General features: G+C 70.9%; 24 protein-coding genes. 12 read left to right on the forward strand and 12 right to left on the reverse strand.

The window, feature by feature from the left end; genetic code table 11:
* The first annotated feature begins 19 nt into the window (after positions 1 to 19).
* Positions 20 to 1,030: a hypothetical protein gene (locus ACIRVH_RS01245; protein ID WP_403947210.1), complete on the forward strand. Its 1,011-nt coding sequence runs from the start codon at positions 20 to 22 to the stop codon at positions 1,028 to 1,030.
* A 6-nt stretch (positions 1,031 to 1,036) separates the two neighbouring features.
* Here the strand turns inward: ACIRVH_RS01245 and ACIRVH_RS01250 are convergent, their stop codons facing one another.
* From ACIRVH_RS01250 to ACIRVH_RS01265, 4 genes are all read right to left on the reverse strand, one after another.
* Positions 1,037 to 1,609 (reverse strand): hypothetical protein, encoded by a 573-nt coding sequence (locus tag ACIRVH_RS01250; RefSeq protein ID WP_403947211.1) that lies wholly within the window; start codon positions 1,607 to 1,609, stop codon positions 1,037 to 1,039.
* Between the two features lie 73 nt (positions 1,610 to 1,682).
* Positions 1,683 to 2,315 (reverse strand): VOC family protein, encoded by a 633-nt coding sequence (locus tag ACIRVH_RS01255; RefSeq protein ID WP_403947212.1) that lies wholly within the window; start codon positions 2,313 to 2,315, stop codon positions 1,683 to 1,685.
* A 58-nt stretch (positions 2,316 to 2,373) separates the two neighbouring features.
* On the reverse strand, positions 2,374 to 2,559 hold the full coding sequence (locus ACIRVH_RS01260) for a DUF397 domain-containing protein (protein WP_403947213.1): 186 nt from the start codon (positions 2,557 to 2,559) through the stop codon (positions 2,374 to 2,376).
* Positions 2,556 to 3,380, reverse strand: a complete 825-nt coding sequence (locus ACIRVH_RS01265) for a Scr1 family TA system antitoxin-like transcriptional regulator (protein WP_403947788.1) — start codon at positions 3,378 to 3,380, stop codon at positions 2,556 to 2,558. Before ACIRVH_RS01265 ends, ACIRVH_RS01260 begins: the two co-directional genes overlap by 4 nt.
* Positions 3,381 to 3,482: 102 nt before the next feature.
* On the opposite strand from ACIRVH_RS01265, the gene ACIRVH_RS01270 reads away from it, so the two are divergent.
* The 3 genes from ACIRVH_RS01270 (at position 3,483) to ACIRVH_RS01280 (ending at position 4,881) form a co-directional block, all read left to right on the forward strand.
* Positions 3,483 to 3,587 carry a hypothetical protein gene (locus ACIRVH_RS01270; RefSeq protein WP_403947214.1) on the forward strand — a complete coding sequence of 35 codons (105 nt, stop codon included), beginning with the start codon at positions 3,483 to 3,485 and terminating at the stop codon, positions 3,585 to 3,587.
* 161 nt (positions 3,588 to 3,748) lie between these two features.
* Positions 3,749 to 4,612 (forward strand): oxaloacetate decarboxylase, encoded by an 864-nt coding sequence (locus tag ACIRVH_RS01275; protein WP_403947215.1) that lies wholly within the window; start codon positions 3,749 to 3,751, stop codon positions 4,610 to 4,612.
* Positions 4,609 to 4,881 carry a hypothetical protein gene (locus tag ACIRVH_RS01280; protein ID WP_403947216.1) on the forward strand — a complete coding sequence of 91 codons (273 nt, stop codon included), beginning with the start codon at positions 4,609 to 4,611 and terminating at the stop codon, positions 4,879 to 4,881. The genes ACIRVH_RS01275 and ACIRVH_RS01280 overlap by 4 nt, the downstream gene beginning before the upstream one ends.
* A 190-nt stretch (positions 4,882 to 5,071) precedes the next feature.
* Here the strand turns inward: ACIRVH_RS01280 and ACIRVH_RS01285 are convergent, their stop codons facing one another.
* Entirely contained in the window at positions 5,072 to 5,389 is a 318-nt protein-coding gene (locus tag ACIRVH_RS01285; protein ID WP_403947790.1) for an aldo/keto reductase, read from the reverse strand.
* A gap of 158 nt (positions 5,390 to 5,547) precedes the next feature.
* On the opposite strand from ACIRVH_RS01285, the gene ACIRVH_RS01290 reads away from it, so the two are divergent.
* Entirely contained in the window at positions 5,548 to 6,117 is a 570-nt protein-coding gene (locus ACIRVH_RS01290; protein ID WP_403947217.1) for a HEAT repeat domain-containing protein, read from the forward strand.
* A gap of 111 nt (positions 6,118 to 6,228) precedes the next feature.
* Here the strand turns inward: ACIRVH_RS01290 and ACIRVH_RS01295 are convergent, their stop codons facing one another.
* The gene (locus ACIRVH_RS01295) at positions 6,229 to 7,077 is read right to left on the reverse strand and encodes an SDR family oxidoreductase (RefSeq protein WP_403947218.1); all 849 of its coding nucleotides are present in this window, start codon (positions 7,075 to 7,077) and stop codon (positions 6,229 to 6,231) included.
* A gap of 102 nt (positions 7,078 to 7,179) precedes the next feature.
* Here ACIRVH_RS01295 and ACIRVH_RS01300 point away from each other — a divergent pair, with 102 nt between their 5' ends.
* A complete protein-coding gene (locus tag ACIRVH_RS01300) occupies positions 7,180 to 7,641 on the forward strand; it encodes a MarR family winged helix-turn-helix transcriptional regulator (protein ID WP_403947219.1) in 462 nt (153 codons plus the stop codon).
* Positions 7,642 to 7,695: 54 nt separating this feature from the next.
* On the opposite strand, the gene ACIRVH_RS01305 is transcribed toward ACIRVH_RS01300, so the two are convergent.
* Together ACIRVH_RS01305 and ACIRVH_RS01310 are read right to left on the reverse strand one after the other, a co-directional pair.
* A complete protein-coding gene (locus tag ACIRVH_RS01305; RefSeq protein WP_403947220.1) occupies positions 7,696 to 7,899 on the reverse strand; it encodes a hypothetical protein in 204 nt (67 codons plus the stop codon).
* A 30-nt stretch (positions 7,900 to 7,929) separates the two neighbouring features.
* Positions 7,930 to 8,994 carry a LacI family DNA-binding transcriptional regulator gene (locus tag ACIRVH_RS01310; RefSeq protein WP_403947221.1) on the reverse strand — a complete coding sequence of 355 codons (1,065 nt, stop codon included), beginning with the start codon at positions 8,992 to 8,994 and terminating at the stop codon, positions 7,930 to 7,932.
* A 409-nt stretch (positions 8,995 to 9,403) separates the two neighbouring features.
* Here ACIRVH_RS01310 and ACIRVH_RS01315 point away from each other — a divergent pair, with 409 nt between their 5' ends.
* Entirely contained in the window at positions 9,404 to 10,972 is a 1,569-nt protein-coding gene (locus ACIRVH_RS01315; protein ID WP_403947222.1) for a carboxylesterase/lipase family protein, read from the forward strand.
* On the opposite strand, the gene ACIRVH_RS01320 is transcribed toward ACIRVH_RS01315, so the two are convergent.
* Together ACIRVH_RS01320 and mmuM are read right to left on the reverse strand one after the other, a co-directional pair.
* On the reverse strand, positions 10,925 to 11,248 hold the full coding sequence (locus ACIRVH_RS01320; protein WP_403947223.1) for a hypothetical protein: 324 nt from the start codon (positions 11,246 to 11,248) through the stop codon (positions 10,925 to 10,927). The two genes, ACIRVH_RS01315 and ACIRVH_RS01320, sit on opposite strands and share 48 nt — an antisense overlap.
* A 146-nt stretch (positions 11,249 to 11,394) precedes the next feature.
* Complete coding sequence (gene mmuM / locus ACIRVH_RS01325) at positions 11,395 to 12,318, reverse strand: homocysteine S-methyltransferase (RefSeq protein ID WP_403947224.1); 924 nt, start codon at positions 12,316 to 12,318, stop codon at positions 11,395 to 11,397.
* A gap of 71 nt (positions 12,319 to 12,389) precedes the next feature.
* Between mmuM and argG the strand changes: the two genes are divergently transcribed.
* Complete coding sequence (gene argG / locus ACIRVH_RS01330) at positions 12,390 to 13,838, forward strand: argininosuccinate synthase (RefSeq protein WP_403947225.1); 1,449 nt, start codon at positions 12,390 to 12,392, stop codon at positions 13,836 to 13,838.
* 76 nt (positions 13,839 to 13,914) lie between these two features.
* On the opposite strand, the gene ACIRVH_RS01335 is transcribed toward argG, so the two are convergent.
* Positions 13,915 to 16,020 carry an autotransporter gene (locus tag ACIRVH_RS01335; RefSeq protein ID WP_403947226.1) on the reverse strand — a complete coding sequence of 702 codons (2,106 nt, stop codon included), beginning with the start codon at positions 16,018 to 16,020 and terminating at the stop codon, positions 13,915 to 13,917.
* A 195-nt stretch (positions 16,021 to 16,215) separates the two neighbouring features.
* Here ACIRVH_RS01335 and ACIRVH_RS01340 point away from each other — a divergent pair, with 195 nt between their 5' ends.
* From ACIRVH_RS01340 to ACIRVH_RS01350, 3 genes are all read left to right on the forward strand, one after another.
* Positions 16,216 to 17,307 (forward strand): family 43 glycosylhydrolase, encoded by a 1,092-nt coding sequence (locus ACIRVH_RS01340; protein WP_403947227.1) that lies wholly within the window; start codon positions 16,216 to 16,218, stop codon positions 17,305 to 17,307.
* Position 17,308: 1 nt separating this feature from the next.
* A complete protein-coding gene (locus tag ACIRVH_RS01345; protein WP_403947228.1) occupies positions 17,309 to 18,718 on the forward strand; it encodes an RICIN domain-containing protein in 1,410 nt (469 codons plus the stop codon).
* 278 nt (positions 18,719 to 18,996) lie between these two features.
* Positions 18,997 to 19,857, forward strand: coding sequence for an aldo/keto reductase (locus ACIRVH_RS01350; RefSeq protein ID WP_403947792.1), 861 nt, complete (start codon positions 18,997 to 18,999; stop codon positions 19,855 to 19,857).
* Between the two features lie 3 nt (positions 19,858 to 19,860).
* Here ACIRVH_RS01350 and ACIRVH_RS01355 read toward each other — a convergent pair whose 3' ends face one another.
* On the reverse strand, positions 19,861 to 21,540 hold the full coding sequence (locus ACIRVH_RS01355; RefSeq protein ID WP_403947229.1) for a rhamnogalacturonan lyase B N-terminal domain-containing protein: 1,680 nt from the start codon (positions 21,538 to 21,540) through the stop codon (positions 19,861 to 19,863).
* A gap of 190 nt (positions 21,541 to 21,730) precedes the next feature.
* Here ACIRVH_RS01355 and ACIRVH_RS01360 point away from each other — a divergent pair, with 190 nt between their 5' ends.
* A complete protein-coding gene (locus tag ACIRVH_RS01360; RefSeq protein ID WP_403947230.1) occupies positions 21,731 to 22,771 on the forward strand; it encodes a rhamnogalacturonan acetylesterase in 1,041 nt (346 codons plus the stop codon).
* Positions 22,772 to 22,857: the final 86 nt, after the last annotated feature.

Genomic DNA, 22,857 nt, shown 5'->3' on the forward strand with positions numbered 1-22,857 from the left:
GTGCGGTACGGAACTGACCGTGCCCGTGTCGAGAGTGGCGCTTCCTGTGCGGGCCCGGCACTACTTCGGGCACGACATGCTCCCCGCCCTGATGGAGTCGGGAACGTACGCCGTCGACCCGGAGCCCCGGGGAGGGCCCTGGATTCCCTGGGACGAGGTGGGCGAGGAGGGAGCGGCGGCCCTGGGTGTGTTCGCCCCGGTGTACTCCCTCTTCTCCGGTCCGCCGGGCGCGGTCGTGGTCGCGCCGGGCGACGTCCGGGGCACCGTGCTGATCCCGGGCCGCGACGGCTACTGCCTGGGCCTGGACGGCAGGGACGGCCCCAACCTGGCCTGCGAGGAGTGCGGCCGGCCGGTGGCGACCCGGCTGGACGACTGCTCGATCTGGCAGGCGGTGTGGTTGAACCCCAGCGCCGTACGCCGCGTTCCGGGCCCCGCTCCCCGGATCACCGACTGGGAGACCGTGCTCGAGGAGGGGCACAGCACGCCGCCCGTCGAGCAGCCCGGGCACTGGAGCCCGCAGTGGGAGGCGGCTGCCGGAGTGGCCCTGGCCCATCTGCTGGCGGCTTCGGCCGGCGCCCGTGTGGCCCTGCCCGGCGGGCTCGTCACGGACATGTTCGGCCGGGCACTCGACGCCCTGCTCCCGCCCGGGCGGCCGGCCCGCACGCTGGCCCTGGCCGGCCCGGGTCTGCCCGTGTCGGGCGCGTCGGGTGCGGACATCGCCCTGGTCCCGGTGCACCCGCAGACCGGCGGGACGTGGCAGCCGCCCGGCAGCCCGGCGACCGTACCGCTGCCCGTCGACGTGTGGCTGGGCCTGGCCTTCCCCGAGGACCTGCCACGCCTGCCGGTGACCGGAGGACTGCCCCGCGGCGTCGAGCGCGACGACCCGCTGCCACTGCGCCCGGGATGGACGTTCCGGCCCGACCGTCACCTGTTCCTGTACGCGCTGGCCAGACTGCCCGCCGTACGCGAGCCGTGGCTGCGCGGGATCTACCTCCACCTCCAGAAGCCCGCGAACTTCAGCGTGTTCTAGCCCGTCTCACCCACCGGACGCATCCCGCTGTCGCAGCAGGCGACGGGCCGACCGCTCCGCCTGTTCCGCGCGGGACATGATGCGTGTCTGCCTCCGGGGCCACCACGTCAGCTCCACCAGGAAGAACAGCACGAACAGCCATGACACCCCCGCCTGCCGTGCCGATCCGGAGAAGGTGTCGATCAGCGCGAGAGCCACAGCAAGTGCGGTGAAGACCAGGACCACCCAGAGGAGGAGACGATCGTGTTCCCGTGCTGTCCGCAGGCCGTTGCAGTAGTCGACGACGGCAGGCGCCAGCCGGGCATCGCCGGTGTCCTCACCGCGTCGGGCGGCGCGCACCACTGCCATCCGTTCCGCGGGATCCAGGTCCTCGGCCCCGGGCCAGACCCGGCCCATCCGCCGGGCCACCCTGATCCCGTAGAAAGGGCCGAGCACGAGAACCGCCGCGACCGCACCCACCCATGACCCCGACTCGGCCAGCACGAACGCGCCGAAGAAGGCAGCGGCCGAGAGTCCGATGATCACCGCCCGGTGAACCGGACCGCTTCGCCACACCCAGCCGGGGAGGATCACCACCACGGCGTCATGCTGGCAGCCGCCGGTGCGGCGGGCAATCACCCCCGGCCCACGACACGCAGGGCACCCGGGGCCGTCAGCCGAAGGTCACCGGCCCCGTCGGCGTCCCGACGGTGAAGGAGATCGTGAACGGCCCCTCGCCGAGGGTGAGTCCGGTGCCGAGCGCCGACAGCATGGGCCGGAATACGTCCGGCTCGGGCACCGTGGCCCGCACCTCCAGCAGCGGGGTGACGGGCAGTCCGGAAGCCGCCGGATGCACCGACTCGCCCCAGTCGATGAGGAACGGCACCAGTCCGGAGGGATGCCCGCTGCCGCTGTCGGTCAGCCGCCACTGCAGCAGGGTGCCGTCCGGGGTACGACGGCTCATCGGGTGGATGGGCCCGGGGTCGTATCCCCGCTCGCGGGCAGTGGCGATCGCCGCCTCCAGATCGGGCGGGCTGATCGCCCAGGTCACCGTGGCCGGCCCGGCCAGCCCGTCGACCCCGAACGGCCGCAGCTCCACCGGCTCCGGCTGCTCAGGATCCGGCCCGATGATCTCCAGGTAGCTCCGGCCGCCCAACCCGACCAGGTAGTTCCGCGTACCCAGCTCGACATGCACCCCACCGGGCGCGGGCGTCACCCCGGTCCGCGACGCGAACTCGGCTACGGTCGCGGCCAGATCGGGCGTGGCGAGAACGAGATGGTCCAGCAGCGGAGGAATGGGCTTCATTCCGGGGGAGAGTACGGGAACGACACCCTTGTGTGGAACACCTGCGTGAGGCGAGTCCTCAGAGGCTGCCGGGGAGCTTGAGGAACGCGGTCCAGACGGAGGGGGTGACGGTGAGGTGGGGGGTGTGCGGGGTCTTGGAGTCGCGGATGTGGATGGCGGTGGGTTCGGTGGCAACTTCGATGCAGTTTCCGCCTTCGCTGCCGCTGTAGCTCGACTTGAACCACTGAAGCGCGGTGCCGCTCATTGCTCTCCTAGAAGCCGGTCCACCAGGTCCCTCGTGTCCTCGGGGGTCAGGGCCTGCGACCGCAGCATCGCACACTTCTGCGTAAGGATGGCCACCTCGTAGGGATCGGCGATGAGTTGGCTGCCGCGTTGAGTCTCCGTATATACGAGTCGCTGGTGGTCAGGCGTCTCCAGCAGGACAAACGGACCATCCAGCGACGCGTGAGCGGTGCGGTCCAGCGGCAGTACCTGGAGCATGAGACCAGGGAGTTCGGAGCAGGTGAGCAAGTGCCGCAGTTGCTCGATCCACACGTTCCTCCCGCCGATCGGAGCACGCAGCACCGGCTCCCAGACCACGAAGCATGTGATCGGCGGTTCCTTGCGGCGCAGAATGGCCCGGCGCTCGATGCGGGCTTCCACCAACTGCTCAACCTCCTCCTCGCTGTAGACAGGGACGCGGCTGCGGAACACCGCCCGCGCGTAGGAGTCCGTCTGCAGCAGTCCCGGCAGCACCTGGTTCTCGTAGGAGGAGATCACGATCGCCTCCCGCTCCTGATCCAGATACTCCTCCGCCCACATCGGAACGAGATCCACCTCGGGCATCCTGCTCACCGCGACCGACAACGTCCCCTTGGTGTCGAGGAGTTCGTCGAGCTGCGCGGCGACATCCGGCTTCAACGGCCGTCTGCCCTGCTCGATCGACGCGATCATCTCCTCGCCGAGAACGGACCGTTGGCCCAGCGAGCTCTGTGTGTACCCGGCGGCCTCGCGGTGGAGGGCGAGCAGCGCCCCCACCATCTTCATCGCTGAGGCATTCTTCCGTGCGCGTCGAATCGTGCCCATGTGCAGCATGAAGGACACGGAGCGTGACTCGAGTCCCGTGAACATCGAAACTTCACCGTCGACCACCCGCTGGCCCGGTGCCGCCGTCAGGGGGACGGACGGGTGTTCTGCACGGCCCTCGGACGCGCCGCCGAGGCCTATCGGGACCAGGTCTTCCTGACCCACCTGAGCGGCGGTATCGCCTGGGCGGAACGGCTCTGCGAGTGACGTTTCTGCGGTGAACCCGTTCCGCCGTTGGAGTGAGTAAAGCTGGCGTATGGAGAGGGTCACGTGCGTATCTAGAAGTGCTCTTGTCTTGGCAAAGGGCGTCGAGACGCGGTGACCCGACCCCCGGTCCCGCGTCACCCACCCACCGGAGGAGCCGGACCTTGACTTACGGGACAAAGCTGCGCGAGCGGATCGCCGGGCCCGGGACCACACCGCTGATCGGCGTGTACGACATGTACTCGGCCTCGATCGCGGCCAATCACTACGACGGCATGTTCGTCTCGGGCTTCGGCTTCGCGGCGTCGTACTACGGACTGCCGGACATCGGATTCATCGCGTGGCCGGACATGGTCGCGTTCGTCCAGCGACTGCGGGGCGCGTTCCCGCACCACCACCTGCTGGTGGACATCGACGACGGGTACGTCGACCCCGAGGTCGCCTGTCACGTGGTGGAGGGACTGGAACGGATCGGCGCCTCCGGGGTGATCCTGGAGGACCAGAAGCGGCCCCGCCGCTGCGGGCACGCCGACGGCAAGCAGGTGCTGCCGCTGGACGAGTACCTGGAGAAGCTGGACAAGGTTCTGGCCGCCCGGCAGGACCTGGTGGTCGTCGCCCGTACGGACGCCACCGACGAGCACGACATCCTGCACCGGGCCGAGCGGCTCGCCGCGACCGACGCCGACGTGGTGCTGGTCGACGGGGTGCGCAGCGTCGAGTGGATCAAGCGCATCCGCGAGGTCGTCGGGGACAAACCGCTGCTGTTCAACCAGATCGCCGGCGGCAAGTCGCCCCGGCTGTCGCTGACCGAGCTGTCCGACCTCGGTGTCGACGTCGCGATCTACAGCACCCCCTGCCTGTTCGCGGCGCACGAGGCGATGGACTCGGCGCTCGGCGAGCTGAAGGCGGCGGACGGACGGCTGCCGCAGGTGGACCCGGCGAGCGGGGTCGGTGTGAAGGCGTCGACCACGCTGCTGGAACGGAACATCGCCCCCGAGCGGCTGCAGCCCGAGGGCGTGGGCGTGTGACGGGTGGCGCCGGGCCCCGGCTCGGGGCGGCCACGGTGATCGCGGCGGCGCTCCTCGCAACCGGTGCCGCGCCCGCGGTGGCGAACGGGAGCAGTCTGATCACCGTCATCGACAACTCCCAGGCCGACTCGATCCTGGAGGTCGACCGGACGGCCAACGTGCAGACCGGAAAGGGCACCGCGGGCAGCGACCACGACGGCAGCGCGGTGGACGCCATCCAGGCCCTTCTCGGCGACTTCGGCGACTTCGAGAGGGACGACGAGGACTGAGACAGGCCGAGCGCGAAGGGCCGGGCACCCCGTGCGGGGGATGCCCGGCCCTTTCTGCGGGCCATGCCCGACCTTTTCGAGGGGTACCCGGCTCTTCCCGCGCCGGGTTCTTCGGGCCGCGGTGGCGAGCGGGCGTCCGTGGCCGGCCCGCCTTCCCCACGTCGTCACGCGACGAGCCGGCCGTCGGGCGTCAGCGCTCGCTGTCGAGCCGGCCCATGAACGGGGTCGGATTGCGATCCCCCCGGACCGCTCCGGCGGGGACCAGCTGCTCGATCCGAGCCAGGTCCTCGCTGGTCAGCCTGACGTCGGCGCTGCCGACCAGGCTCTCCACCTGCGGGGTCCGCCGGGCCCCGACGACCGGGACGATGTCCTCGCCCTGGGCCGCGACCCACGCGATCGCCAGCTGCGCGAGCGAGGCACCGTGCGCGTCCGCGATCTCCTGCAGCGGGGCCACGAGCGCCTGGTTGTGCTCGCGGTTGCCGTCCTGGAAGCGCGGGAAATGAGACAGCCCGGCTGCGCGTCATCGGTACCCAGACGTTCCAGCCCTCCTGACCACCCACCGGCCGTCCACCACGTCAAGCACTCCTGGCCGGGCGATCCCTCCGCAGAGCCCGGGGCTGCGTGTAGTTAGATCTTGTCTACGCATGGCTGTGAAGGATGGTCGCCTTGGCTCTTCCTGTTCCCGTCGACGTGGACCTGCACCCCCAGGTGCTGGTCGCCCGGGCGTGCGCGCAGCTGGGGCGCGCGACCGTGTCCGAGTGGTGCGTGTCCCTGCTGGAGGAGCGGATCGCGCCCGACGACCCCTGCCAACCGTCCTTGGCCTGGATCGGTGGCAATCCCGCCGTGGCCGCGCTGCGATCAGGGCGGCTCGCCCGACCCGATCAGAGTCACTGGCCGCGTGTGTGGGCGGTCCGAGCACTGCGCCATGCATGGACACCCGAGGCCGCTCCGGCGATCGGCCGAGCTTTGACCGACTCTTCCTGGCGGGTGCGGGAAACAGCGGCGAGGCTGGTGACGATCCACGAACTGGCCGAATCGGTCGAGCTGTTGGCGGCTCTGGTGACGGACGAGGTTGCCCGGGTACGAGCTGCATCGGTCCGTGGGCTCGGAGCCATAGGCGAGAGCGAATACGCAAACCTGATCCGCTCGGCTCTCGACGACCCCGACCCAGCCGTAGCCGTCGCCGCCGAAAAGGCCCTGGCAGAGCTGGGCCACCGGCTGGACAGAGACTTGTGATCAGCCCTCAGTGGTTCGGACGTATTCGTCCAGTAGCAGGGCGTGCCGGGCGAGAGCGCCCCGAGGGGGCGGCGTCCCCGGGGTGCCGCCCGCTCGCCGGGTGGGTGGGGGTCAGGCGACCCAGCCGTTGGTGAGGCCGAGGACCGCGGAGCCGTCCAGGTCGGTGAGCTTGGTGCCGACGAAGCCGCGGGCCCAGTCGGAGGTCTGGAGGCGGAAGGCGGGCTCGTCCGCGGTCAGAGCCTCGATCACCGACTCGGCGGCGCCCTCGGCGGTCTGCGCGCCGTCGAGGAACTGCGCGACCGTGCGGTTCACGTAGGCATTCAGCTGAGGCGCGTACACCCCGGCAGCGGCCACGGCCTCTTCCAGGTCGACGCCGACGTTGGCGACGAATTCGGTGGCGACGGCGCCGGGCTCGACCACGGAGACGGACACGCCGTGCGCCGCGGCCACGGGGGCCAGGCTCTCCATGTATCCCTCGACGGCGAACTTGGCCGCGCAGTAGGCCTCGTTGAAGGGCTGCCCGATGACGCCGCCGACGCTGGTCACGGTGATCAGACGGCCGCCGGAGGCGCGCAGGTGGGGCATGGCGGCCTTCGAGACGTTGAGCACGCCGAAGAAGTTGACCTCCATGACCTTGCGGACCTCGGCCACGGACTCGTTCTCCAGGGTGCCGAGGTGCCCGGCGCCCGCGTTGTTGACGACGGCGTCCAAGTGGCCGTAGTCGGCGAGCACGCCGTCGATCGCGGACGTGATCGAGGCCTCGTCGGTGACGTCGAGTCGGCGGATGTCGACCTCCACGCCCGCCTCGGCGGCGGCCTTGCGCAGGGCGTCCGAGCGGCTGACGTCGCGCAGGGTGGCGACCGTCGTCCAGCCGGCGCGTGCGGCGGAGACGGCGGCGGCGAGGCCGATGCCGGAGGAGGTGCCGGTGATGAGGACGACCTTGGGGGGGTGGGAAGACATGGGGGAGGCCTTTCGGGGCGGGGAATCTCGGCACATTTGAGTGCGTGTACACACACCATAATGCACTTACGTGCGTGTACACGCAACCGGTAAGCTGATGACATGCCGAAGAAGAAGCTCGCGCAGGCGGAGATGCCGGTGGCGGACCACGCCTTCTATGGGCTGGTCTGGGCCGGGACCGTCCTGACGGACCGCGTGGACCGCGCCCTCAGCAAGGCGCACGATCTTCCGGTCTCCTGGTTCGAGGTCCTGCTCTGGCTGGCCTCCAGCCCCGACCCCGTTCCGGCCTCCGTCCTGGGCAACAGCACCATGCTCAGCCGCAGCCAGGTCTCGCGCGTCGTCGACGCCCTCCAGAGCCGCGGTCTCGTCACCCGTACCCCCTCGGCCCGCGACGCCCGCTCCGTCGAGGTCTCGCTCACGCCGGAGGGGCATCGGCTCTTCGAGGCGGCCGACGCCACCCGCCGCGAGTGCCTCGCCCCCGTCTTCACGGACCTCCTGGACGAGGCTGACCTGCAGGCGCTCAGCAGGGTGTGGCAGAAGCTCAAGGCCAACAAGGACGCCTAGATCAGTGAGTCCGATGTCTTCACCGATCGCCTACGACCACGGAAGACATCGGACTCACTCGTCCAGGTCCGGGCGGCCGTTCTCGTCGACTTCGACGTCCTCCTCGGGGTCGTGTTCGTCGCCGGAGGGGGTGGCCACGGTGGTGCGGTGCTGTGCGGGGGCGAGGGTGCGGCCGGCGGCCTGGGCTGTGCCGTAGGCGGTGACCAGGGTGACGGCGGCCGCGGCGAGGGCCGCTGCGGTGCGCGTGGTGGGAGTCATGCCCGGTAAACAACCCCGGGTTCGGGGCGGTCACCGCGATGCGGCCGAACGGGCGGCGGGCGGCGCGGCCGTACTCGCCCGCCGCACCAGCCGGGTCGACAGTTCCGTCCGTGTCCCCTCCGGGCGCTCACCCTGCATCATCCGCACCAGCAGCCGCAGCGCGGTCGCCGCCATCTCCGCGAGGGGCTGGCGGACGGTGGTGAGCGCGGGGGTGACCCAGCGGGCCTCGGGCAGGTCGTCGAAGCCGACCACGCTGACGTCGTCCGGCACCTTCAACCCCCGCTCGGCCAGGGCGGTGTACACGCCGAGCGCCATCCGGTCGGAGCACACGAACACCGCCGTCGGCGGCTGCGGCAGGTCCAGCAGTTCGTGCATGCGCAGGCGGGCGGTCGGCTCCTCGAACCCGGCGTGCCGCACGTACTCGGCGCGGTGCCGCACCCCGGCCGAGGCGAGGGCCGAGCGGTAGCCCGCCACGCGGGCGCTGCTGCACATCTTGCGCCGCGGGCCGGCGATCACCGCGATCCGCTCGTGCCCGAGGGCCAGCAGATGCTCGGTCGCGGTTACCCCGCCCTGCCAGTTGGCGGCCCCCACCGACATCACTCCGGCCGGCGGCTCGTGCACGGGGTCGATCATCACGAACGGGATGCGGTGGTGGTCCAGCCAGGCGTGCTGGGCCGGGGACGGCTCCGCAAGGTTGAACAGCACGCCCGAGGAACCGCGCGCGGTCAGCTTGTCCAGCCAGTCGCGCTCGGGGCGGTCGCGCCGGGTGCGGTTCAGGCCCGCCGAGACCACCACCTCCAGGCCCGCCTCGTAAGCCGCCTCCTCCACTCCGTGCAGTACGGCACCCGACCAGGAGCTGTCGAGCGAGTGCACCACCAGGTCCACCAGGGCCGGCGTCTTCGTCGCGTCGAAGCGGGGTCTGCGCACGTAGCCGAGCCGGTCGAGCGCCTCGGTGACCCGCCGCCGAGTCTCCGGAGCGACATCCTCCCGTCCGTTGACGACCTTCGAAGCGGTCGGCACCGACACCCCCGCCTCGCGGGCGACCACCGCCAGCGTCGGCCCGGCCGCCACACTCGCACTCCCCGCACGGACCATGGGGAACCGCCTCTCCGACCCGCCCTTGGGCCTCCGAAAGTTGCGACCAACGCTGCTTCCGCGGCCTGCTCACCGAGCATGCAGAAAGCGCTTCCTACAATAGGTGCGCGTCAACACGGCGTGAAGACATGGGAATTCGCGGGATGGTGGGCGGGGGGACTTTCGAAACTTCGAACGGGGTGGGGTGGTTGTGGCGCGGTAGACGCGAGTGCCGACGCTCCATCACCGCTACAACCGGCGCCTCCACCTCCGCCCGACACCACCAGCTCGGCGTCTGCACCCTCAGGTACGCCAAATGGGCCGACGTAGCCCGAACGGCCCAGCGCGCGGGCTGTGCACCGGAATACGTCCGGGTGATGTGGTGCTCTGATGTGAACGGTGCACGCAGCACGGCGAAGGGCGGTGGGCGATGACGGCAGACCGGACGGGCCCCGTGGTCGTCACGCCCCACGGGGCCGTACGCGGCCGGTACGAGCGCGGGGTCGCGGTGTTCCGGGGTATCCCGTACGCCGCCCCGCCCTTCGGCCCCCGGCGGTTCCGGCCGCCCGAGCCGCCCGAGCCCTGGGACGGGACACGCGACGCCGGAGCCTTCGGGCCGACGGCGCCGAAACCCCCGTACTCCGAGGCCTTCGCCCAGTACCTGTCGGACCCGGTCATCCCCGGCGACGACTGCCTCAACCTCAACGTGTGGACCCCCGAGCCGGGCCCCGGCGCCCGGCTTCCGGTCCTGGTCTGGCTGCACGGCGGCGCCCTGACCCGGGGATCCTCGGCCGTCCCCGTCTACGACGGCCGCACCTTCGCCCGCGACGGAGTCGTCTGTGTCTCCGTCAACTACCGGCTGGGTGTCGAAGGGTACGGGCTGTTCCCGGACGCGCCGCCCAACCCCGGCCTGCGCGACCAGCTCGCCGCCCTGCGCTGGGTGCACGGGGCCATCGCGGCCTTCGGCGGCGACCCCGGCAACGTGACCCTCTGCGGACAGTCGGCCGGCGCCATCGGCGCCGGAGCCCTGATCGCCGCGCCCCAGGCCCAGGGCCTGATACGCCGGGCGGTCCTGCAGAGCGGGCCGCCGGAAGCGTCGGAACGCGACAAGGTACGGCGCATGGTGCGCCGCATGGCCGCCCGGCTGAAGATCCCCGCCACCGCCGAGGCCTTCGCCACCGTCGACCGCGACCTGCTGCTGCGCACCCAGGCCGAGGTGGGGCGGCTGAGCAGCCCCGTCCTGGGCGGCCCCGCCTTCGGCATCGTCGTCGACGGCGACCTGGTGCCCGACGATCCGCTCCAGGCCCTCATCGACGGCGAGGCCGCCCGGGACGTCGACCTCCTCATGGGCTGGACCCGGGACGAGTACCGGCTGTGGCTGGTGCCCGGCGGACTCCTGGAGCGCGTCGACCGGCTCGGCCCCGTGGCCCTGGCCGGCGCCATGGCCCGCTGCCGCGTCGGTCCCGAGGTCCCGCGCGGCTACCGCACCCTGCACCCCGACGCCGGCACCTCCGAGATCGTCGGCCAGATGGTCACCGACCACCTGCTGCGCGTCCCGCTGCAGCGGCTGGCCGACGCCCGCCCCGGCACCTCGTACCTCTACGAGTTCGCCTGGCCGTCCCGCCTCCCCGGCCTCGCCGCCTGCCACGCCCTGGAACTCGGGTTCGTCTTCGACACCGGCGACGTCCCGGAGTCCGCCAAGCTGGCCGGCGAGGGAGCCCCGCACGAGCTGAGCACCACGATGCACGCGGCCTGGGTACGGTTCGCCGCGACCGGGGATCCGGGCTGGCAGCCCTGGGACGCCTCCCATCCGGTACGGATCTTCGACGAGGGTGTCCCGCACACCGCGTACGGTCCCCGGGATCCGGAACTCGCGCTCTGGACGACCGCCCCCACGGTCCCGGAACCGGCCTCCGCCTCCGACACCCGTGCCACCGGGGCCGAACTCGCCTCAGCGGTAAGGCGGTTGCGCCGCTCGGTGGGGGCGCGGCGCCGCTGAGCGGTACGCGGCCGTCCTCGCCCACCGGGCCGGACCGGCGTCCTGGGCCGACCGAAGCCGGGTTCCGTCCCCTGCCAACTTGCGTTCGGCCACCGCCCGCAAGCTGTGCGGCGGGCGGCCGGCGAGGTGCTGGACGGTCTCGGCGGTCCGGTCCTCGGCTCCCTGCGCGATGGCGCGTTCCAGACCGGCGAGCATGGCGGCGAACTCCAGCGGCACGGACGCGGCCAGCCGGTCACGCATCTGGTCGTACGTCAGATGCCGGTGGACCACCGGCACGCCGGTGACCTCTGTGAGGACGCGGGCGACGTCCTGATCGGCGACGCGGGAACGCCGTCGCTCGGCACCGTCGAAACCGTCACCCCCGAGGAGTGGCGAGCGGTGACGGCGCCGAGGCCCCCTGCGCAAGTACCGGCCCGCTCGCCCTACGCGGTCAGCGCTCCGGCGATCCCCGCGATCGCCTCCGGACCCACCCGGCAGCACCCCCCGATCAGCCGGGCCCCCGCATCCCGCCAGCCCTTCACCTGCTCGGCGGCGAACGTGGTCCGCCCCTTCCAGGCGCGTGCCTCCGCGTCCCACGCCTCCCCGCTGTTGGGATAGACGACGACCGGCTTGCCGGTGACCCGCGCCGCGGTCTCGGCGGCGTACTCCACGTCATCCGGGGCACAGCAGTTCACGCCGACGGCGATCACCTCGTCGACGTCGGCGGCCAGGGCGAAGGCCTCGTCCAGGGGCTGCCCGGCCCGGGTGTGCCGGCCGTCGACGGTGTACGAGAGCCAGGCCGGCACCCCGAGTCCCCGCAGCGCCCGCAGCAGCGCCGTCGCCTCGTCGGTGTCCGGGATCGTCTCCAGGGCCAGTACGTCCGGAGCGGCCGCGGCCAGTACTTCCAGGCGTGGCCGGTGGAACGCCTCCAGCTCGTCCACGCTCAGCCCGTACCGCCCCCGGTACTCGGAGCCGTCCGCGAGCATCGCCCCGTACGGGCCGACCGACGCGGCCACCCACAGCGGGCGTGCGACCCCGGCGTCCTGTGCCTGCCGTGCGGCCTCCCGGGCCAGTTCCACGCTCAGCCCGAGCAGCCGGGACGCCTCCGCGTGGTCGATGCCGCGCTTGGCGAAGCCCTCGAAGGTGGCCTGGTAGCTGGCGGTGATCGCGACGTTCGCGCCCGCGGTGAAGTAGGCGAGGTGTGCCTCGGTGACCGCCTCCGGCCGCTCGGCCAGCAGGCGGGCCGACCACAGCTGGTCACTCAGGTCGTGCCCCGCGGACTCGAGCTGGTTGGACATACCGCCGTCGAGCACGACCGTCCCGGCGGCGAGGGCTTCGGCGAGGCTGGGGGAGGTGTTGCTGCTCATGACATGACGCTAGTCGATGGGGTGACGCCGCGGGCCTTGCATGAAAATGCGGAATGCTGCATACTCTTGCTATGTCCAAGGTCCTGACCTCCCTCCCCACCGGCGAGCGCGTCGGTATCGCCTTCTCCGGCGGGCTCGACACCTCGGTCGCCGTCGCCTGGATGCGCGACAAGGGCGCCGTCCCGTGCACCTACACCGCCGACATCGGCCAGTACGACGAACTCGACATCGAGTCGGTGCCCGGCCGTGCCTTCGCGTACGGCGCCGAGATCGCCCGGCTCGTGGACTGCCGTGCCGCGCTGGTCGAGGAAGGGCTCGCGGCGCTCGCCTGCGGCGCGTTCCACATCCGGTCGGGCGGGCGCCCGTACTTCAACACCACGCCGCTGGGGCGTGCCGTGACGGGCACGCTGCTGGTGCGGGCGATGCTCGAGGACGGGGTGCAGATCTGGGGCGACGGCTCCACCTTCAAGGGCAACGACATCGAGCGGTTCTACCGCTACGGGCTGCTCGCCAACCCGCACCTGCGGATCTACAAGCCCTGGCTGGACGCGGACTTCGTCACCGAGCTGGGCGGCCGCAAGGAGATGTCGGAGTGGCTGCTCGCGCACGGGCTGCCGTACCGGGACTCGACGGAGAAGGCGTACTCCACGGACGCCAACATCTGGGGCGCCACGCACGAGGCCAAGACCCTGGAGCACCTCGACACCGGCATCGAGACCGTCGACCCGATCATGGGCGTACGGTTCTGGGACCCGTCGGTGGAGATCGCCACGGAGGACGTGACGGTCGGCTTCGACCAGGGCCGCCCGGTCACCATCAACGGCAAGGAGTTCGCCACCCCGGTCGACCTGGTCATGGAGGCCAACGCGATCGGCGGCCGGCACGGACTCGGCATGTCCGACCAGATCGAGAACCGGATCATCGAGGCGAAGAGCCGCGGCATCTACGAGGCGCCCGGCATGGCGCTGCTGCACATCGCCTACGAGCGCCTGGTCAACGCGATCCACAACGAGGACACCGTCGCCGCGTACCACAACGAGGGCCGGCGGCTGGGCCGGCTGCTCTACGAGGGCCGCTGGCTGGACCCGCAGGCGCTGATGGTGCGTGAGTCGCTGCAGCGCTGGGTCGGCGCGGCGATCACCGGCGAGGTGACCGTGCGGCTGCGGCGCGGCGAGGACTACTCGGTCCTCGACACCCGTGGTCCGGCGCTCAGCTACCACCCGGACAAGCTCTCCATGGAGCGGACCGAGGACTCGGCGTTCGGCCCGGTGGACCGGATCGGCCAGCTCACCATGCGGAACCTGGACATCGCCGACTCCCGTGCGCGGCTGGAGCAGTACGCGACCCTGGGCCTGGTCGGCACCGACCACCCGGCTCCGATCGGCGCGGCCCAGGCGGCCTCGACCGGCCTGATCGGCGCCATGGACCAGGGCGGCGCGGAGGTGATCGCCTCGCGCGGCGAGGCCGCGGACGAGGAGACGATGCTCGACCGCGCCGCGATGGAGTCCGGCACGGACTGAGCCTGCGAGCGCATACGCGCTCAGGCGGTGGGCCCCGGCGGATCCGGTTCCGCCGGGGCCCGCTGTCGTACGACTGCTACTCCTGTGCCGCGTGTCGGCCGCCCCCGCGCCGGCCTCTGCCCCGGGTGCGCAGGGTCGCCGGGAACACCAGGCCGCCGAGCAGGCCGAGGGCGAGGACGTACGGCCACCAGCCGAAGCCGTCGGCCACGGTGTTCGCGGTCCGGGGGCTCACGGCACCCGGACCGGCGGCGGCCCCGGCGTGGGCGCCGGGGCCGGGGCTGTGGCCGGCCGCGGTCAGGACGACGTCGTTGCCGTCGCCGCCGTTGTAGCCGATCCGGTAGTGCGTGTCGGCGAGCTCGACCCGGGCGCCGTCCGGCAGGTCGCCGAAGGCGCCCATGGTCCGGGAGCGGCCGCCGTGCGCGATGACGGTGATCTCGGGCGCCGGATGAGCGCCGACGGCGGAAGGGTCGAAGGACCCGGCGAGCCTCAGTCGGCCCGCCACCTTCAACGGCCGCTCCCGTAGCTCCAGTTCACCCTTCGCGTGCTGCGTGTAGTCCCCGGCCACCGTCAGACCGCCCGCCACCAGGCCGTCGTTCGTCACCGCGCCCTGCACCGTGCCCGTGCCGGTGAGCGAGGTGGCCACCCGCAGCCCGGAGGTGCCCGCGTCGAGCAGCGCGCCCGCCGACGTGAGCCTGATCGCCCTGCTGTGCAGCAGAGTCGCCCCGGAGCGCAGGGCCAGCGTGCCCTTCGAGACGGTCGTCGTCCCGGTGTACGTCACCGCGTCGCCCGTGAGCACGGTCGTCGCGTCGCCCGACTGGACCAGTGCGCCGCTCCCGCCGACATGGGCCAGCTGCGCGGGAGTCGAGACGTTCCGCAGGTACAGCGTCCCGTCGTTCACGATCTGCCGGCGTACCGTTCCCGTCAGCAGGGAGCCGTCGCCGCCCGGTGCGCCCGAGCCCAGCCGCAGCACCGCGCCCTTCCCGACGGTCGTGGAGCCGTCGTAGTACTGCGCGGCCGCGAAGGTCACGTCGTTCCCGCGCGTCCCCGCGATCACCACGTCACCGGCGCCGGGTGCGGCCAGCGTGTCGTGGTACCTGCCGCCGCCGATGGGGGCGCCCAGCGTCACCGGGCCGTCGTAGTCGAGGGTCAGCCGGGACCGTCGACCACTGGCGGTGTGCAGATTGATGTACACGGTGTCCCGCGTGCCCGGCATGAAGATGCGGTGCGTGGTCCCGTCGCCCCACTGCACGTCGGCACCCTCGATGTTGGTGCCCCGCTTGTTCGACCGGTGTGGAACGGTGCGCCAGTTCAGGGACCGAGTGCTCAGCGAGGGGTGGGAGTCGCCGCCCCGGTCGCTGTAGCTGTACTGCCCGGTGAGCACCACCTTGCTGCCCGGCCGGGTGTGCACGTTGATGTCGCTGCCGTACTCCCGCTGGTAGAAGTCCTGCCGCAGGGTGATGGTCCGGTGCAGCGGGGTGTCGATGATCCACGAGCCCTGGTTGAGGATCGCGCGGGCACGGGGCAGCGCCACCGGGTACTCGGGGCGGCCCACGGTCATCCCGGTGCCGTTGTCGATGACCCCGGAGAAGGGGTGGGTGCCGGCGAGGTCGAGGGTGCCCCACATGTGGCGGGGCTGAGTGACCAGGCCCGAGCCGCTGATGGTGCCGATGTTGAAGGTGCGGGTCAGGGACAGCCGGAGGGTGCCGTCGACCCGGACGTTGAGCTGGTTCAACCGGTAGCCGGGGGTGTCGTACGGGAAGTGGCCGATCAGGCCGGTGCCGCCGCCGGTGCCGTACTGCAGGGTGGCACCACGTTCGACCGTGATCGCGGGCGGGTCGGGGTGGGTCACGGTGGTGTACGGGTGGTTGCCGCCCTGGGTGCGCACGACCTGCCGCTGCCGGGACTCGGGCAGCGTGAAGTCGCTGTCCCTGGTGAGGATCAGCGTGCCGGTGCCGCGCACGGTGAGCGTGCCCCGGCCGCGGAAGACGCCGTCGTACGTGGTCGTCCCGGACGGGACGGTGACCACCGCGTCCGAGGCGAGCGTCACGTCCCGCCCGGCGAGGACGTCGGCGGTGACGTCCCGGGTGCCGGCCGCGACGGAGGGGGAGGGGGCGCCGATCGCGAGGGCGACGGCCGCGAGGGCGCCTGCGGCCGCTGCCGTTCTGTGGGTGAGGGTGCGCACGTCTGGGAGACGCGCGAACCGAGGGCCGATAACAGAAATCGCGCATCGGAAATCGCTTACCCCCCTGTCTCGTCGGACCCGTTGACCTCCCGGTTGCCCACCTTTACCTTTTCCGCGTTCGGTATGGCAGATGACGTTCGCAATATCGAACCATCTCGAACTCCTCCTCGCTCGCCCCACCGAGAGGCAGCCCGCATGAGCCGCGACCCCCACCCTGCCCACCCTCCGACCCGCCGCCTGCTGTTGAAGGGCGCCGCAGCCGCCGGCGCCCTGGCGGCCACCACTGCCACGTCCACGATCCCCGCACTCGCGTCCCCGTCCACGTCCCACGAGGCGGCCCCCTTCGTGAACCCCCTCGTCCTCCAGCGCGCCGACCCCCACATCACCCGCCACACCGACGGCCGGTACTACTTCACCGCGACCGTCCCCGAGTACGACCGCATCGTCCTGCGCCAATCCCGCACCCTGAACGGGCTGGCCACCGCCGCCGAGTCGGTCATCTGGCGGGCGCACACCACCGGTCCGATGGGCGCACACATCTGGGCGCCGGAGCTGCACCGGATCGGCGGCAAGTGGTACATCTACTTCGCCTCCGCGCCCGCCGAGGACGTGTGGGCGATCCGCATCTGGGTGCTGGAGAACGCCAACCCCGATCCCTTCCAGGGCACTTGGGTGGAGCGGGGGCAGATCAGGACGGCCTGGGAGACCTTCTCCCTGGACGCCACCACCTTCAAGCACCGCGGCACCCGCTACCTCGTCTGGGCCCAGCACGAGCCCGGCATGGACAACAACACCGCGCTGTGGATATCGAGGATGGCCAACCCCTGGACGCTGACCGGTCCCCAAGTCAGGCTGTCCACACCGGAGTTGGACTGGGAGTGTGTCGGCTACAAGGTCAACGAGGGCCCGTACGTCATCCAGCGCCACGGCCGCGTCTTCCTCACCTACTCGGCCAGCGCCACCGACCACCACTACTGCATGGGCCTGCTCACCGCCGACGCGGACAGCGACCTCATGAACGCGGCTGGCTGGTCCAAGTCCCCGACCCCGGTCTTCACCAGCAATGACACGACGAAGCAGTACGGGCCGGGCCACAGCTGCTTCACCGTCGCCGAGGACGGGCACAGCGACGTCCTCGTCTACCACGCCCGCCCGTACAAGGAGATCACCGGCGACCCGCTGCACGACCCCAACCGCCACACCCGGATCCAGCGGCTCGGCTGGAAGCCGGACGGCAGCCCGGACTTCGGCGTCCCCGTCGCCGACACCGTGAAGGAGAGTGCGTGAGATGAGACGCGCGTACGCGATCCTGCTCGCCCTGTGCTGTGCGCTCGCTGCCGCCCTGGCGACCGCCGGCCCCGCTCAGGCGGCACCGCAGACGATCACCAACGGCACCCGGTTCACGGACACTTCGGGAAACATGGTCCACGCCCACGGCGGCGGGGTCATCAAGGCCGGCTCGTACTACTACTGGTTCGGCGAGGACCGCAACGCCGACAACACCTTCCGCTCCGTGGACGCCTACCGCTCCACCGACCTGAAGAGCTGGGAGTTCCGCGGCCACGTCCTGTCCCAGTCCTCCGCCACGGAGCTCGCCACCGCCTACATCGAGCGCCCCAAGGTCATCTACAACGCGTCCTCCGGCACGTTCGTCATGTGGATGCACAAGGAGAACGGCGTCGACTACAGCGAGGCCCGCGCCGCCGTCGCCGTCTCCGACACGGTCGACGGCACCTACACCTACCAGGGCAGCTTCCGCCCGCTCGGTCAGTACATGTCCCGCGACCTGACCACCTACGTCGACAGCGACGGCACCGCCTACATGGTCTCGGCCGCCAACAACAACTACGACCTGAACATCTACCGGCTGACCGCCGACTACACCGGCATCGAAAGCCTGCTCGCCAACCCCTGGCCCGGCGGCCACCGCGAGGCACCGGCGCTGTTCAAGCGGAACGGCGTGTACTTCATGCTGACGTCCGGCGCCACCGGCTGGAACCCCAACCAGCAGCAGTACGCCACCGCCACCTCCCTCGCCGGCCCCTGGACCGCGTGGACGAACGTCGGCGACTCCACCGCCTACGGCTCCCAGACCGCGTACGTCCTTCCCCTGCAGGGCAGTTCGGGCACCTCGTACCTGTACATGGGCGACCGCTGGGGAAACTCCTTCGGCGGCACCGTCAACGACTCCCGGTACGTGTGGCTGCCGCTCACCTTCCCGACCTTCACCTCGATGTCCCTGTCCTGGTCCCCGGAGGTCACGGTCGACACCGCCGCCGGCACGGTCACCGGCACGAGCGCCACGTACAACGCCCTCGTCGCGCGGCACAGTTCCAAGTGCGCGGACGTGCCGAGCCAGTCCCTCTGGCAGGGGACCGCCATCAGCCAGTACACCTGCAACGGCGGCGCCAACCAGAAGTGGTGGTTCAAGGACCTGGGCAACGGCTACTACGAGCTGCTGGGCCGGGGCAGCTCCCTGTGCCTGCAGGAGAACACCTCCGGCGTCACCCAGGAGAACTGCACCGGCGCCACCACCCAGCAGTGGGCGGTCGTGACCTCCGGCTCCTACGTGAACATCGAGGGCCGCGCGAGCCGCAAGTGCCTGGACGTGTCCGGCGCGTCCACCGCCAACTCGGCCGCGATCATCACGTACACCTGCAACGGCGGAACCAATCAGCAGTGGATGCGGGGTAGTTGATCCGCAGAAGTCGACCCGCGCGACGGTACGCCGGGGAGGGGGCTGGAGCGACCCACCCCGGCGCAGCCTTCGAGGACGGGGTCCAGGCAGGGGCCGGGAGCGTCGCTGCGCACCTCTGCACGCGGAGGGCGTTGCCACAGCAAGAGTGCGTCGTGTTCGGACGTCAGAGCTTCTCGCGCCCCGGGCAGGCGTATCCGTGGAACAGGAACAGCGATGGACACGAGCCCGGAAGCGTAAGGTCGCGGGCGTCGCATCGTGTGAATCCAGGGGGCACAGACATGCACAACCGTCATATCGGCAGCACCGTGGTCAGCGCCATCGGGCTCGGTGGAATGCCACTGTCCATCGAAGGGCGGCCGGATGAAGAGCGCGCGGTCGCGACCATCCATGCCGCGCTCGACGCCGGGATCACGTTCATCGACACGGCCATGTCGTACTGCCTGAACTCGTCCGAGACCGGGCACAACGAGTCGCTGATCGCCCGAGCACTGTCGGCGTACAGGGGCGACACCTCGGAGGTGCTGATCGGTACGAAGGGCGGGGCAGCACGCGAAGCCGACGGAGCATGGACCTTCAACGGGGATCCCGCGACCCTGCGGGAGGCGTGCGAGGGCTCGCTCAAACGCCTCGGTGTGGACGCCATCGGGCTCTACCAGCTGCACGTGCCGGACCCGAACGTGCCGTACGCCGACTCGGTGGGCGCTCTGCGCGACCTGTACGACGCAGGCAAGATCCGCGCGGTCGGCATCTCCAATGTGAACTCCGACCAGCTACGCGAAGCCCACGGGATCCTCGGCGAGCGGCTGGTGTCCGTACAGAACAACTTCTCGCCTGCCACCCGCGACAGCGAGCCCCAGCTGCGTCTGTGCACCGAGCTGGGGATCGCCTTTCTGCCCTACAGCCCGCTGGGCGGTATCTCCCGGGCCGGCGGTTTGGGTTCATCACACGCCGCATTCGCCCGGATCGCCAGAGAACGTGGGGTCAGCCCGCAGCAGGTTTGCCTGGCCTGGGAGTTGGCCAAGTCTCCGGTCGTCGTTCCGATCCCGGGGTCGTCCCGGCCGACGACGATCCGTGATTCTGCGGCAGCTGCCGATCTGAAGCTCACCGAAGCGGAGTTCGCCGAACTCGACTCCGCATGACGCTCAGGCCAGCAGATCGATCGCGTCGATCGCCGTGCCCGCGCTGAGATAGCTCGTCGTCCCCGAACCGCTCACCACGTTGATCTTCAGCACGTTGTACCGGCTGGTGTCCGTCAGCCACGCGCTCGCCGGGATGCTGTAGGTGAACGTGTGGTTGTTGCCCCGGTAGGAGCCCACGGTCAGGGACCGGGTGCTCGGCTGGGTGGGCGGGGAGGGGATCGCCGAGGTCCAGGTGTCGTTGACGGTGATCTGCGGGCGGCCGTTGGCGTAGGCCGTCGTCACGCCGATCCGCAGGGTGTGCGCGGCGGCGGCCTGGGCCGCGGTCAGCTTGAAGTAGACCAGCAGACCGCTGTTGACGTCCTTCCAGAGGTAGCAGGGGAAGGCGGACGTCTCGCTGCCGCTGCCGATCACCACGTTTCCGGTCCAGGAGGCGGCCCGTACGTCGGACGGATGCGCGTACGTCATCAAGTCCGCGTTCTTGAAGCCGCTCGGGGTGCCGTTCCAGTCGCCGATGCGCCAGATGGCCGTGGCGTTGCCCGGATCGTTGGAGGACGGGATCGGGATGGTGTTGAGGGTGGTCGTCGCGCCCGCCGAGACCGTCACCGAGCCTGTGTGGACGGCGAGTTCACCCTTGAAGACGGTCAGGGTGTACGTCCCGGGCAACACCCCCGCGATGGAGAACCAGCCGTCCGAGGAGCGCGCCGAACCCCAGTACTGCGCCGCCGAGTTGGCCAGCCCGACCGTGTACGCGTACGCCGTGTTCCGGCCGGAGATCCCGACGCCCGCCACGCGGCCCCGGCCGCTCGCGCCGACGTATCCGGAGATGCCGAGCGAGTCCGCCCATGAGGTGGTGAGGTTCGCGTGGTACAGCTGCGAGGAGGGGGCACCGCCGTCCGTGAAGGCGATGACGTACGGGCCCTGGAGGCCGAAGCGCTGGTCCTCCGTCTGGTTCTCGCCGTAGTACAGGATCTCGTACAGGCCGCCGCCGTCCGCGCTCTGGTGGCGCAGGAGCGAGCGGTAGAACGGGCCGCCGGAGGCCTTCTCGTGGTTGCTGCGGACGATCCACAGGCCGACGCTGCCGGTCGTCCAGCCGAGGTAGTCGTAGTCGATGACCCGGAGCTTCGAGTAGTGCTTGGACCGTGTCTGTCCGTCGGACTTCGCGAACACGTCCGAGGCCTCGACGGTGCCGGTCGTGTACGTGTAGGAGTCCGGTTCGTCGTTCAGGAACAGTCCCGCCTTGACGCGCACGATGTAGCGGGTGGCGCTCACCGAGGTGTCCGCCTTGTTGGTCCACAGGTAGACGTTGTTCTCGCCGCTGCGGGCCGCGTAGTAGTGCTTGAGCGTGCCGTACGCGACCGAGACCAGGATCGTCGAGCCGGACTGACCGATCGTCACCGTCGAGGTGCCGAGGCCGGATTCGACGTGTGAGTTCTTGCCGCCGTAGCCCTGGTACTCGGTGCCCTTGTAGACCAGCGAGGTCAGGTCGCCGTTGGTCTTGCTGACCTTGAAGACGAGGCTCGCGCCGGTGTCGACGACGTAGTTCGAGCCGTCGTCGCTCCAGCCGAAGCCGGCCGCTGCCGCGGAGCCGACGAGTGGGCCGGCCAGCGCGGCCGAGGCGGCCCCGGCCGCAGAGCCGAGGACGAAGGTACGGCGTCGGACCGTGCTGCTGCCGGATCCGGACATGGGGGTGCCTCCTTCGGAAGCGGGTGGGGGTGCGGGTGTTGGCAGGGTGTCAGTCGAATCCATTTCGCGAAAGGGCTTTCGTACGCCTTGAGTTGGCAATCACGAGAAAACGGTGCAGAGTCTAGAAAGCGCTTGTCGACAAGGGGTACGGTCTCGGGTTGGCCGAGGTTCGACCGATGGAGGAGCCGCGATGAGACGTGCCACAGCCGCCGCGCTGGTGGCGACCGCCCTGGGCGCCGCGCTGACCGCGACACCCGCACACGCCCGCGGTGGCCGGCCGTTCGGCATCGACCAGTGCACCGCGACCGCCTGTCACTTCGACGTCCCGCCGGGCACGTACGACGTCCGGGTGACCCTCGGCGGCGAGGCGGCGTCGAGCACGAGTGCCGCCGGTGAGACCCGTCGCTCCCTGCTCCCGGAGACCGCCGTCGCGGCCGGCGAGCAGGCCACGCGCAGCTTCACCGTGAACGTCCGCACCCCCGAGGGCGAACCGACGGGCCCCGACGGCACCCCGGGCCTCGACCTCACCCTCGGCGGCTCCGCCCCTGCCCTGGCCGGCATCCGGGTCACCCCGGCCCGGCACACCCGGCAGATCATCCTGATCGGCGACTCCACGGTCTGCGACCAGCCGGGCGACCCGTACTCCGGCTGGGGCCAGCAGCTCCCGCAGTACCTCCGCAAGGGCGTCTCCGTCGCCAACTACGCGGACTCCGGGGAGAGTACGGTCACCTACCTGCAGAACCCGCAGCTGTGGGCCACCGTCCAGCCGCTGATCCGCCCCGGCGACCTCGTCCTCGTGCAGCTCGCCCACAACGACAAGACCACCGACGAGGCGACCTACCGGGCGAACCTCGAAACCCTGGTGGCCGGCATCCGGGACCGGGGCGGCGAACCGGTGCTCGTGACCCCGATCGTGCGCCGCTGGTTCAACGCCGACGGCACCCTGAACAACAACACCGCCCTGCTGGTCAACGGCCTCGGTGTCGACCACCCGGCCGTCATCCGCTCCGTCGCCGCCGCCGAGAACGTCCCGCTGATCGACCTCACGGCGAAGACCAGGGCGCTGGTGGAGTCCCTCGGCGTCGAGGGCTCCAAGGCGCTCTACCTCTACAACGAGAAGCGGGACAACACCCACACCTCCGTGCACGGCGCCACCGTCTACGCGGGGCTGGTCCGCGACGAACTTCTCGCCCGGCATCTGGTGCCTGAGGGCAGGGTGCGGGTGGGATGAACTCCTGGGGCGCCCCGACCGGAACCGGGGCGTCCCAGGCCCGCCGGATCCCGGGTGCTCCAGGCCCGCCAGGAAGGACAGTCACC

Source organism: Streptomyces sp. NPDC101165 (genome assembly GCF_044768135.1).
Taxonomy (GTDB): domain Bacteria; phylum Actinomycetota; class Actinomycetes; order Streptomycetales; family Streptomycetaceae; genus Streptomyces.